This window comes from Parahaliea maris (genome assembly GCF_008064665.1).
Lineage (GTDB): Bacteria > Pseudomonadota > Gammaproteobacteria > Pseudomonadales > Halieaceae > Parahaliea > Parahaliea maris.
In genome coordinates this window covers 125,216-136,740 of record NZ_VRZA01000005.1, presented here as the reverse complement: position 1 = coordinate 136,740, position 11,525 = coordinate 125,216, and the positions used below count along the sequence as shown (strand labels likewise).

Annotated in this window: 10 protein-coding genes; 6 read left to right on the top strand and 4 right to left on the bottom strand. The window is 62.0% G+C overall.

All coding sequences use genetic code 11. The annotated features are described in order from the left end of the window. Position 1: 1 nt before the first annotated feature. Positions 2–3,061, bottom strand: a complete 3,060-nt coding sequence (locus FV139_RS14560) for a YfiR/HmsC family protein (RefSeq protein WP_187276558.1) — start codon at positions 3,059–3,061, stop codon at positions 2–4. A gap of 173 nt (positions 3,062–3,234) precedes the next feature. Between FV139_RS14560 and FV139_RS14555 the strand changes: the two genes are divergently transcribed. Continuing rightward, positions 3,235–4,287 carry a BamA/TamA family outer membrane protein gene (locus tag FV139_RS14555; protein ID WP_148069185.1) on the top strand — a complete coding sequence of 351 codons (1,053 nt, stop codon included), beginning with the start codon at positions 3,235–3,237 and terminating at the stop codon, positions 4,285–4,287. A gap of 127 nt (positions 4,288–4,414) precedes the next feature. Next, positions 4,415–4,738, top strand: a complete 324-nt coding sequence (locus tag FV139_RS14550; RefSeq protein WP_148069184.1) for a DUF6482 family protein — start codon at positions 4,415–4,417, stop codon at positions 4,736–4,738. 147 nt (positions 4,739–4,885) lie between these two features. Here the strand turns inward: FV139_RS14550 and FV139_RS14545 are convergent, their stop codons facing one another. Together FV139_RS14545 and FV139_RS14540 are read right to left on the bottom strand one after the other, a co-directional pair. After that, positions 4,886–5,215: a helix-turn-helix domain-containing protein gene (locus FV139_RS14545; RefSeq protein WP_148069183.1), complete on the bottom strand. Its 330-nt coding sequence runs from the start codon at positions 5,213–5,215 to the stop codon at positions 4,886–4,888. A gap of 176 nt (positions 5,216–5,391) precedes the next feature. Beyond that, positions 5,392–6,327 (bottom strand): MBL fold metallo-hydrolase, encoded by a 936-nt coding sequence (locus FV139_RS14540; RefSeq protein WP_187276557.1) that lies wholly within the window; start codon positions 6,325–6,327, stop codon positions 5,392–5,394. 74 nt (positions 6,328–6,401) lie between these two features. Between FV139_RS14540 and FV139_RS14535 the strand changes: the two genes are divergently transcribed. The 3 genes from FV139_RS14535 to FV139_RS14525 are packed head-to-tail and all read left to right on the top strand — an operon-like array spanning position 6,402 to position 7,697. Continuing rightward, the gene (locus tag FV139_RS14535; protein WP_148069181.1) at positions 6,402–6,830 is read left to right on the top strand and encodes a DUF6491 family protein; all 429 of its coding nucleotides are present in this window, start codon (positions 6,402–6,404) and stop codon (positions 6,828–6,830) included. A 39-nt stretch (positions 6,831–6,869) separates the two neighbouring features. Beyond that, positions 6,870–7,256: a hypothetical protein gene (locus tag FV139_RS14530; RefSeq protein WP_148069180.1), complete on the top strand. Its 387-nt coding sequence runs from the start codon at positions 6,870–6,872 to the stop codon at positions 7,254–7,256. 6 nt (positions 7,257–7,262) lie between these two features. Beyond that, on the top strand, positions 7,263–7,697 hold the full coding sequence (locus FV139_RS14525) for a hypothetical protein (protein WP_148069179.1): 435 nt from the start codon (positions 7,263–7,265) through the stop codon (positions 7,695–7,697). Between the two features lie 110 nt (positions 7,698–7,807). On the opposite strand, the gene gcvP is transcribed toward FV139_RS14525, so the two are convergent. Then, positions 7,808–10,699, bottom strand: a complete 2,892-nt coding sequence (gene gcvP / locus FV139_RS14520; RefSeq protein ID WP_148069178.1) for an aminomethyl-transferring glycine dehydrogenase — start codon at positions 10,697–10,699, stop codon at positions 7,808–7,810. 135 nt (positions 10,700–10,834) lie between these two features. Here gcvP and FV139_RS14515 point away from each other — a divergent pair, with 135 nt between their 5' ends. After that, positions 10,835–11,428: a uracil-DNA glycosylase family protein gene (locus FV139_RS14515; RefSeq protein WP_235898661.1), complete on the top strand. Its 594-nt coding sequence runs from the start codon at positions 10,835–10,837 to the stop codon at positions 11,426–11,428. The last annotated feature ends 97 nt before the right edge of the window (positions 11,429–11,525 follow it).

Genomic DNA, 11,525 nt, shown 5'->3' with positions numbered 1-11,525 from the left:
CTCAGGTTTCCCGCTCCGGGAGCGCGGCAATCAGCGCTTCCTTAAGCCGTTGCAGGTTCTGTTGCAGCCGTTGTAACGCCGGAGGTGCCTGCGACAGGTCGCCGGAACGGCCGATATTCTCCAGCGCGAGGGCAGACGCCGCGGTGGCCCTGCCACCGATCAACTGGGACGACCCTTTCAGGGCGTGGGCCGCCCGTTGCAGGCCGGGCGCATCCCCGGCTGCGGCGGCATCCTCCACGGCGTCCAGCATGCCGGGATACTGCTCGAGGAACATCTCCGTCAGCTCGAACAGGAAGTCTTCATCGCCTTCGAGATTGTGCAGTGCACCCTGCCAGTCCAGGCAGGGCTGCTGCTCATCGCCCGCCGGGGTGGCGGCAGCAGCAGTCCCGGGCTGCCCGGGTTCCGCCCCGGCTTCTGCAGCCACACCTTCCACCGCCTGGTACAGCGCCTCGGCGCGGAAGGGCTTGCTGACAAAACCGTCGGCCCCGGCGGCGAGGCTGTTTTCCCGGTCCTCGACGGTAGCCGCCGCGGTCAGCGCAACGATATGGACGTGGCGGTCGCTCCCCTGTTCCCTTTCGCGAATGGTACGGGTGGCGGTCAGCCCGTCCATGACCGGCATATGCTGGTCCATCAGCACCACATCGAACGTTTGGTTGGCGACCGCTTCCACTGCCTCGGCGCCATTGCTGGCCACCTCAACCTGATGCCCGCGCCGGCCGAGCAGTTCCATGGCCACCTTGCGATTGATCGGATTGTCCTCCACCAGCAGGACTTTGCGCGCGGCGACTCCGACGCTGCCTGCCGGGGTAACCTCGCCCGATTTCTGGGTGACCCCCAGCGCGTCGGTCATGGCGGCCAGCAAGTCGGAGTGCTTCACCGGCTTCATCAGTACGCGGGAGATCGCCAGTTCCTTGCGCTGTGTTTCACTGATCGCAGAGCCGGCGGAAGTGAGCATGAGGATGCGCAGCTCCTGGTGTGCGGGTAGCCGGCGGATCATGGTGGTGAGTTCAAAGCCGTCGACATCCGGCATCATCACGTCCAGCAGGGCAATCGCGAAAGGCTTGTCGGCCTGCTCTGCGTTTTCGAGCGCGGCAAGCGCCGGGCCGGCCCCGTCGACCACGCAGGGAGCCATCCCCCAGTTGGTCAGCATCTCCTCCAGGATCATGCGGTTGGTGGCATTGTCGTCTACCACCAGCGCCGGTAGGCCGCGCAATTCCTCCGGTTGCAGGGCCAGCGGTGCAGCCTCGTCGGAAACGGCAAAATCGGCTTCAAAGTAGAAGGTGCTGCCCTGGTCTGGTTCGCTCTGCACCGACAGCTCGCCGCCCATCAGTTGCACCAGCTGATGGGAAATGGCCAGGCCCAGGCCGGTGCCGCCAAAGCGCCGGGTGGTACTGGCATCGGCCTGGTCGAAGGCCTGGAAGATTTTCTCCTGCTGGGCCGGGGTAATGCCGATCCCGGTATCCTTTACTTCGAACCGGATCCGTACCTGCTTCTCGTCGGAGGACACCAGTTGCAGGTCCAGGTCGATTTCCCCCTCTTCGGTGAATTTGATGGCATTGCCCACCAGGTTGACCACGACCTGCCGCAAGCGCAGGGGGTCGCCCAATACCCAGTCCGGGACCCCCGGGGGGATGTGGAAGGTCAGCTCCAGGTCCTTGGCATTGGCGCGCAGGGCAAGGGTCTGCAGGGTGTCGGCAAGCACCTCCCGCAGGGAGAAGGAAATGGACTCCAGGTCGAGCCGGCCGACCTCGATTTTCGACAGGTCCAGGATATCGTTGATCAGCCCGAGCAGGGTGTCGGCGGACTTGATGATGAGTGAGACATACTCCCGCTGCTGCCCCGTCAGCTCGGTGCCCTCCAGCAGCTCCGCCATGCCCACCACCCCGTTCATGGGGGTGCGGATCTCGTGGCTCATGGTCGACAGGAAGCGGCTCTTGGCTTCCGTCAACTGCACCAGCTTCTCGTTGGCGACACCGAGCTCCCGTGTTTTGCCTTCCAGTTGTAACGCGAGCCGGTGCTTGCTGCGCCATGCGCGCAGGATGATGCCAATGAGCACGAGTACCAGCAGGAGGACGGCGCCAATGGCTATCAGGATGAAGCGCTGGCTCTCGATAGTGCTGAGCTGGCTCACCAGCACCGAGCTCTGCTCCTGGATCTGGCGCTCCTGCTCGGCGATCTCCAGTTGCTGGTCCTCAAGGCGCTTCAGGTTGCGTTCGATCCGCTCGGTATAGCTGGCGATGTAGGCTTCTTTTTCCAGCAGAATCTGTTCTTTCTCCTCGAGTTCCGCGGCATTGTCATCGAGGCGGCTCTGGCTATCCGCCAGACTCTCCCGCACACCCTCCAGGTGAGTCTCGAGCTGCGCCAGCTTGCGTTGGTTGGAGGCGACTTCGGCCCGCTGGCGGTCGATGGTATCGCCCTGTGCCGCCAGCAGTTCCCGCTGTTCGTTCAGCTGCTGTTGTTGCTCCGCCGCCATGGCCCGGGCTTCCGCCAGCTTGGCCTCGCTCTGTTCGTAGATGTCCGCCAGGTCGACTTTGCTGCCGCCGAACAGCAGCAGCTCCCGGGAGGGGGTCATGCCGGCATTGGTGATGTTGCTGGCGTTGATCTCGAAGCCGAGCCTCACCTTGGAGGAGAACATGAAGTTCACCATGATGTGGGCCTTGTTGCCGGCGCTCTCGGTCACCAGTAGTGTGCGGCTGCCCTGCAGGGTCCGGCCGATGTCGGCCAGCTCACTGTTGCGTGACTGGGGCAACACCAGCACATTGGCCTCGCGAGCGGCCTTCAGCGAATCGTAGACCTTCACTTTTACCGATTTGCCCCTGATGGTGATACCTCCCATCTGGCTTACCAGCGCGGCCACCAGGGTCCGGTCATTACCCAGAACACCGAGCACAAAGTGGTTCATGGCCGCTTCATTGGGCCAGGTGGTGTTGTCGATGATGGAGACCAGAAGCCTGGCCTTGGCGTCGTCGATAGTGACCACTTCGCGCTGGGCCTGGGCAGGCAGGGTCAGCGCCAGCAGCAGGGCGGGAAGGATCAGAAGCAGGCGGGTCGTTATGCGCAACAGCGGACTCCTGCAGGTGGAGGCACACAATGAATATAGCAAGACGGTTCAGAAGCGTCTAAATTCCCGCTGGCCCGGAATGGCCTGTGCCAGTTGTTCCAGAGCGGGCCGATATGGTGTCCTGCGCGCGGTAATTGCTATGCTTCCTCCTCATTGTTTTCAGGCCGGTGCCCGTGAAGCCATACCTCTCCATACTGATGTTTCTGGCCTTGACCGCTGCGAATGGCGTTCAGGGCTCTGACGGGAGTGCCTCCAGGCAGAGCCCCTGGCTGCTGGCTCCGGTGCTGAGCAGCAACCCCAAACTGGGTACCTCTGCCGGCGCCCTCGGTGCCTACGTACACCAGTTTGCGCCAGAGGCGCCGCCGTCGATGTTCGGGGCTATGGCCCAGTACAGTACGACGGATTCCTACACCTACGGCCTGTTCGCCCGTGCCTACCTGGGGGAGGACCGGCACCGGGTGCTCGGCTTTGTCGGTGGGGGCAAGGCCAACAACGACTACCAGGACTTTCTCGGCAGCGGCCGGGAGGTGAGTGTCACGGACGATATCACCCTGGGCTATGCGGCCTGGCTCTATCGGGTCTCCGATCACTGGTACCTGGGCGGCCAGGGGCTGGTCAACGACTACGCGATGCTGGGTTCCAATGAGTTTATCAACATTGGCCTCGGGTTACTGGGGCTCGATGGATTCAGTTCCAACGCCCTGGGCTTGAAGGCGGAATACGATAGCCGCGACAACACCGAGGCCCCCAACCGTGGCATCTTTTTCACAGCCGGCAATCTGGCTTACCGGGAGGCGCTGGGTGGTGAGGAGTCCTTCGATGTCTACAACGCCAGTTATGCCCAGTACTTTGCCCATGGTGCGGGCTCGGTGCTGGCCACCCATGCGGAATTGCGCTTGACCGACGACGCCCCGCCCAGTGGCTACTCCTCGATCCGCATGCGCGGTTATGTCCAGGGCGAGTTCCGGGACACCCACTCCGCCCTGGTCGAGATGGAAGAGCGTTACTTCCTGGCCGAGCGCTGGCGCCTGGCCGCCTTCGCCGGCGTTACTTGCCTGCTCGACAGCTTCGGTGATTGTGGCGATACATCGAATCTCTATGCTGCGGCAGGGCTCGGGGTGCACTTTGTATTGCGACCGCGGGAACAGATGACGATCCGCCTGGACTTTGCCAGGGGAGAAGGGGGGAGTCAGGGGCTCTATATGGCCTTTGGACAGGCGTTCTGAGGGGCAGGCTCCTGGTTAGTCGATACCGGATTTATGGCACCGGTCGGTGTATTACTTCCGGATGGGTGGTCCGAACCCTCGGGTAGTAACGTATTGACCTGGTGTAGAGAGGTCCTGTGGAGCGATCATGGCCACCATTTTACTGTCCCAGCTACCCGCAATGGCCGGCGAGTCCGACTTGGTCATCAACTCCCTGCAGAACTGCCTGTACCAGGCACAACTGCGGGTCGATGACGAGTTACACACCCTCTGCCGCAACGACGGCAAGCCGATCACCTCCCACAGTCTGGGTCAGATGTACGAGCAGCTGGGAGGGTATGCCTTCCGCGGCGTGTACCTACGCCAGACCAGTCCCTACGACGAAATGATCGGTCAGCCGCCGGCCGCAGGGAGCAATCGCCTGGAGGTGGCGGTTGGCTGGCGGGAGCTGGGGGCGGTTTCGGGTCGATAAAGTCCAGGTCGAAGGATCCGAAGCGTTCGTTGGTCCACAAGCAAACGCAGGAACCCCCAACAAGTACGACATCAATCCCATGGGCGGCCAGAGTTTCCACTACCAGCGCTGCGGTCTCGGCTCGTCCTAGCCTACCCAGCTCAGTACTCACAGAGGCTTACCGGTGCGCCGTGGGCGTCTGCGATCAAGAGTCAGTTGTTCTCTTACGCCTTGAGGTAGTTGAGTCAGGGCTTTGTGGAGAAGGGCGATCACTTCTCCCTTGAAGGCATAACGGGGGTTGAACTCGAAAACACGAGTTCTGCCTACCGTTCGGCTGACGAGCAGACCGTCTCGCTCCATTCGCAACAATTGATTCTGGACCGTACTCACATCCATCGACCAGTTGTTCGCTATCTCTCGCGCATACCCACTATTTCGCGCCGCGAGAAAAAGCAATACTCGCTCTGCGCCCTCGCTTCCGACAATGGCCTCAATCATGGGTTTGCTACCTGACCGAAAAATGCGGCTATATTACCGATTTTATCGGTCAAAAGGAAGTTTCATAGATATACTGATGTTGGCGAATCCGAGACTCGGAGACTTCCGGTAGACCGCATAGAATCAATAGACCGAGTTGGCTTGCTTTACTGTAGGTGGAGCCATTGTAGCGCCGGCTACTCGACGAAGGACATATCCCTGGCCGCGATAACCCTGCCTTTGAACTCGTTCCGCACAGAGGCGACAAGCGCTTCGGTATCCCGCTGGCTGCGGTTCATGAAGTGCGACAATACCAGCGTGCCGACGCCGGCTCGCTGGGCAATCTCGCCAATGACACGCGGTGTGGCGAACAGCCTGGTCGCCGGCCCGGTGGTATCGTCGGCGATACCCACGTGGGCTATCAGGATGTCGGCGCCGCGGGCCAAGCGCTCCAGGTTACCGCGCGCGTTGGTGGTATCCCCGCCGAACACCAGCGTGCAACTCCCCACCTCGACGCGCCAGGCCACCGCTGCCACGGGCCCGTGGTCTACTCCCAGTGCCGACAGCTGAATATCGTTACCGGTATCCATGCGCCATAGCTCACGCTCGTCGATGTCGACGTCACGAACGTCGATCCAGAAACCTTGCTCCATGGGCCGGGTATGGTCACTCAGGTAGCGAAAGGCGCCCTGCTCCCCCAGCAGGGCCTCTACGTACTGGCGGGTGGAGGGCATGAGCTGATTGCCGGAGGGGCCGAGGACCAACAGGGCCTTGTCGCGTTCACTGAAATAGCCGCCCTTGACGTAGGCGGGGAGGTCGACCGCATGGTCCGTATGCAGATGAGTAAGCAGGATGGCGCTGAGGTCCTCGAGCAGCGCGCCGGATCGATCGAAGGCGACGCTGCTGCCTGAGCCGGCATCGACCAGCAATACAGCGCGACCGCGCCGCCACACCAGGTAGCTACTGGACGCCCTGCCGTCATCGAGTTCCGGGCCGCCACTACCGAGCACCTGCAGGCGAGTACCCTCACCCTGGCAATCACTCGCGGCTACCGACAGGGAGCAGTTCAGTGCCAGGATTGCGGTACACAGTCCGGCTTTAAACCGGTTAAAAAAATAGCGCATACTGGGCATAGTGATCGTATCCTCGAGAGATCGTGAATCCCGTTCCAGGCTCAATCCAAATCCTAGAGAGAGGAAGCGTAACCATGTTACCCGTCGTTTGTCGCCGTGCCATCCCGCTGGTTGTTGCACTCGCATTGTCTGGCTGTGCCTCAACCGGGCAGGAAGCCGGAGATGATGCTGCGGAACAGGACCCCCTCGCGGCTCTCCTAGATGACGCCGAGGACTGCGTTCCCCTGCAACGCATTGATCGCACCGAGGTGATCGATGAGCAAACGGTGCTGTTTTTTATGCGCGGCAGCGAGGTCTATGCCAACAGGCTGCCTAATCGCTGTCCGGGATTGCGCCGTAACAAGACCATCATGTACAAGACCTCCCTGAGTCAACTGTGCAACCTGGATGTGATCACAGTACTCGACCAGATGGGAGGCGGACTCCAGCGCGGGGCGTCCTGCGGGCTGGGTGACTTTGTGCCGATCAGTGAGGCGACGGTCGAGTTGTTACGCGAGAATTGAAGCGGGAACGCCAGTCGAATTGAAGCAGGTGCCAAGCATATGGACATGTCAGGCCTTCGGAATCGTTTCAGTACCCCACTGCACATCCAGATCTATGCCAACAAAATCCGGGTGTCGACCCTGGATCTACCCCAACGCCATATGGAACGTATCCCCCAGGAACCATTCACAACACCTCGACTGTTAGTTGGGAACTTCAAAAGCGCGGAAAAATGCCTGGCTGACGCAATCTCGGAGTTAACTCGCGGGAAGTGGATGAAAAAATCATTTCGTGTCGTTATCCAACCGATGGAAATGGCAGAGACTGGATTATGCGAAGTGGAAGAACGGGTATTGTCCGAACTGGCCAGTTCGGCGGGGGCCCACGAAGTCGTCATTCATGTGGGAGCCCTCCTCAGCAGAGAGCAGGCGCTCGACATGGTGTAGCCGAGGATGAGTCGTTATCAACTCTATCGTGAGCTAATGCACTTTACGATTGTTAAAGATGGCGATATGGACTGGGCCGGCAAGTTCCATTTTACACCCTCCGGGTTTGGCTTCGAGGCGAATGACTCCGAGGGTGGCACATTCCGACTTGTCTCCAGTGGGATGCTGTTCTGGAGAAAACTCACGCTGATTGACGGTCATCAGGAAGTCGATCGATTCAGCCCTTACAGATCGCGTAAGCACGATGTTGTATTGAAAAGAGGAAGAGACATATTCCTCGACGGACGCGATGCGTTTTCGTTTTCTTATCGCAGGGAACTGACCGAGCACGGTATGCGTATTGCCTCCTGGGAGTATCCGCTTACGCCTTATGAGCGCACGATCTATACGCTTGTTCTGCTGAGGGAGCAGGGGAGAAGACCGCCGGGGACCGCAATGTAGGAATCCAGCATTCCCCACAGCAAGCAGCCAGTTGGTCAGGCACTGCAAAATCATCGTCGGCAACCTGGCCGGCGCGGAGGCCGGCCAGGCTGACGTGTCACTGGCTGGAGTTACTCCTCCCGATACGAATCAATCGCCGGACAACTACAGTGCAAATTCCGATCCCCATACACATTGTCCACACGATTCACCGCCGGCCAGTACTTGCTGGCGCGCAGTGAGGCTACCGGGTAGGCCGCCTGCTCGCGGGAGTAGGGGTGTTCCCACTCGCTGTTCACCACGTCTTCGAGGGTGTGGGGCGCGTTGACGAGGGGGTTGTCCTTCTCGTCGAGCTTGCCGTCCTGCACCGCCTGGATTTCCTCGCGGATGGCGATCAGGGCGTCGCAGAAGCGGTCCAGTTCCCACTGGGACTCGGATTCGGTGGGCTCGACCATCAGGGTGCCGGGCACGGGGAAGCTCATGGTTGGGGCGTGGAAGCCGAAATCCACCAGGCGCTTGGCGATGTCTTCCTCGCTGATACCGCTCGCTTCCTTCAACGGGCGGATGTCCACGATGCACTCGTGGGCCACGTTTCCGGTGGTGCCGGTATACAGGATCTTGTAGTGATCCTTCAGGCGGTGGGCGATGTAGTTGGCGTTGAGGATGGCCACCTTGGTCGCGTGCTGCAGGCCTTCGCCACCCATCAGGGCGATGTAGGCCCAGGAGATGGGCAGGATGGAGGTGCTGCCGTAGGGCGTGGCGGAAACCACGTCGTTGTTCTCGTCCAGGCCCGGCACCGGGCTCACCGGGTTGGTGGGCAGGAAGGGGGCCAGGTGGGCACCCACGCCGATGGGGCCCATGCCGGGGCCGCCGCCACCGTGGGGAATGCAGAAGGTCTTGTGCAGGTTGAGGTGGGACACGTCCGCGCCGAACTTGCCGGGGGCCGCCAGACCCACCAGGGCGTTCAGGTTGGCGCCGTCCACGTAGACCTGGCCGCCGTGCTGGTGAATGACCTCGCACAGCTCGATGATGGATTCCTCGAACACGCCGTGGGTGGAGGGGTAGGTCACCATGATGCACGACAGGTCGTCGCTGTGGCGCTCGGCCTTGGCCTTGAGGTCGGCCATGTCGATGTTGCCCCTGGTGTCGCACTCCACAATCACGATCTTCATGCCCGCCAGCGCGGCGCTGGCCGGATTGGTGCCGTGGGCGGAGGAGGGGATCAGGCACACGTTGCGCTGATGGTCGCCGCGGCTCTCGTGGTAGCGGCGAATGGCCAGCAGGCCGGCGTATTCACCCTGTGAACCGGCGTTGGGCTGCATGGAGATGGCGTCGTAGCCGGTGCACTCCTTCAGCATGTGCTCCAGTTCCGCCAGCAGGGCCTGGTAGCCTTTGGTCTGCTCGGCAGGCGCAAAGGGGTGCAGGGCGCCGAACTCGGGCCAGGTGATGGCCAGCATTTCGGTGGTGGCGTTGAGCTTCATGGTGCAGGAGCCCAGCGGGATCATGGCCCGGTTGAGGGCGATGTCCTTTTCTTCCAGCTTGCGCATGTAGCGCAGCATCTCGGTTTCCGAGTGGTAGTCGTTGAACAGCGGGTGCTGCAGGTAGTCCACGGCGCGCAGCAGGCCGTTCGGAATGCCATCCAGCTCGGAGACTTCCTCGTCCAGGCTGGTGCAGGGGCTGGTGGGCGCCTTGCCGGTGAAGATTTCAAACAGCGCGTCCACGTCGTCGGCTGTGGTGGTCTCGTCCAGTGACACGCCCAGGCGGTCGTCGCCGATCAGGCGCAGGTTAAAGCCCTTGGCCAGGGCGCGGGCCACGATCTCGTCGCGTGCTTCGCCCACGGTATAGGTAAGGGTGTCGAACCAGTGGCCGTTGTCCGGGGTTAGGTTGGTGCTGGCCAGGGTGCGCTGCAGCAGGCTGGTCAGGCGCTGGATGCGCTGGGCAATGCGTTGCAGGCCAGCCGGGCCGTGATACATGGCATAGAAGGCCGCCATGATGGCCAGCAGGGCCTGGGCGGTACAGATGTTACTGGTGGCCTTCTCGCGGCGGATGTGCTGCTCGCGGGTCTGCATGGCCATGCGCAGGGCCTGGTTGCCGCGGCGGTCGACGGACACGCCGATGATACGGCCGGGGGTGGAGCGCTTGTAGGCGTCGCGGGTGGCGAAGAAGGCCGCGTGGGGGCCGCCAAAGCCCATGGGTACGCCAAAGCGCTGGGTGTTGCCCACCACGGCGTCGGCGCCGAGCTCACCGGGAGATTTCACCAGCAGCAGGGCCATGATGTCGGCGGCTACCGTCACCAGGGTTTCGGCCTCGTGGGCCTTTTCGATCAGCGGCGAGATGTCTTCCAGATGACCGTAGGTGCCCGGGTATTGCAGCAGGGCGCCGAAGGCGTCGGTGCTGCCCAGCAGCTCGTTGGGGTCGCCGATCAGCACGTCGATGTCCAGGGCCTCGGCGCGGGTTTTCACCACCGCGATGGTCTGGGGGTGGCAGTCCTCGGCGATGATGAAGGTCTGGCTGCGGTTCTTCTTGTTCACCCGTTGCAGCAGGGTCATAGCTTCCGCGGCGGCAGTACCTTCGTCCAGCATGGAGGCGTTGGCCAGTTCCATGCCGGTCAGGTCCATCACCATCTGCTGGAAGGTCAGCAGTGCTTCCAGGCGGCCCTGGGAGATCTCCGGCTGGTAGGGGGTGTAGGCGGTGTACCAGCCCGGGTTTTCCAGCACGTTGCGCTGAATGACTGCCGGAGTGTAGGTGTTGTGGTAACCGGTGCCGATGAACGACTTGAACACCTGGTTCTGGTCGGCCAGTTCACGCAGTTTGCGAATCACGTCCTGTTCGGTCTGGGCGCCGGGCAGGTCCATGGGTTGCTGGCGGCGAATGGCGGCCGGCACGGTGTCGTCGATGAGGGCGTCCAGGCTCTGGTAACCCAGGGCTTCGGCCATGGCCTGCTGCTGTTTGACAGTCGGGCCGATGTGGCGTTGGATGAAGTCCTGATGGTTTTCCAGTTCAACGAGGGACGGACGGCTCATGGGGGCTCCGGAAGTGCGCAAAACGGTAGATTTGGGGGCGGTGTTTAGAGGGCGCGATATTAGCAGCAGCGCCCCCTCCGGGCAAACAATCGGACGCTTTTTGAGCACCATTTGCGGGGCATGTCACGGGCGCCTGTGAAACTATTTGACCGTCTCCCGCTGCAGGACCTGCTGGCCACCATTCGCGACTGCGAGCACTGCGCCGATCGCCTGCCGCTCGGGCCGCGACCGGTACTGCGGGCCAGCACCAGTGCGCGGCTGCTGATTGTGGGGCAGGCGCCGGGTACCCGGGTTCACGCCAGCGGGGTGCCCTGGGATGATCCCAGTGGTGATCGCCTGCGGGACTGGCTGCAACTGGACAGGCCGGCTTTCTATGACGGGACCCGCATTGCCATTGTGCCCATGGGCTTCTGCTACCCCGGCCGCGGCAAGTCCGGCGACCTGCCGCCGGACCCGGAATGTGCTCCCCGCTGGCACGGACTGCTCCTGCAGCGAATGCCCCAACTGGAGCTGACCCTGCTGGTGGGTAGCTATGCCCAGCAGTATTACCTCGACGCCCCGGGCACCACCCTGACCCGGCGGGTACAGGACTGGCGGGACTATGGACCCATGCAGTTCCCCTTGCCGCACCCGTCTCCGCGCAACAATTTGTGGCTGCGGCGCAATCCGTGGTTCGAGGGGGAGGTGATTCCGGCCCTGCGGGATCGCGTGCGGCAGATGGGGCTGTAACGGTTGGCAGGGCACCTCGTTGCCCCTCTACATTGCCAACGAGTGCCACATCTCCGACACTGGTCTGCTTTGGCTCACCGAACTAACAATCAATAAC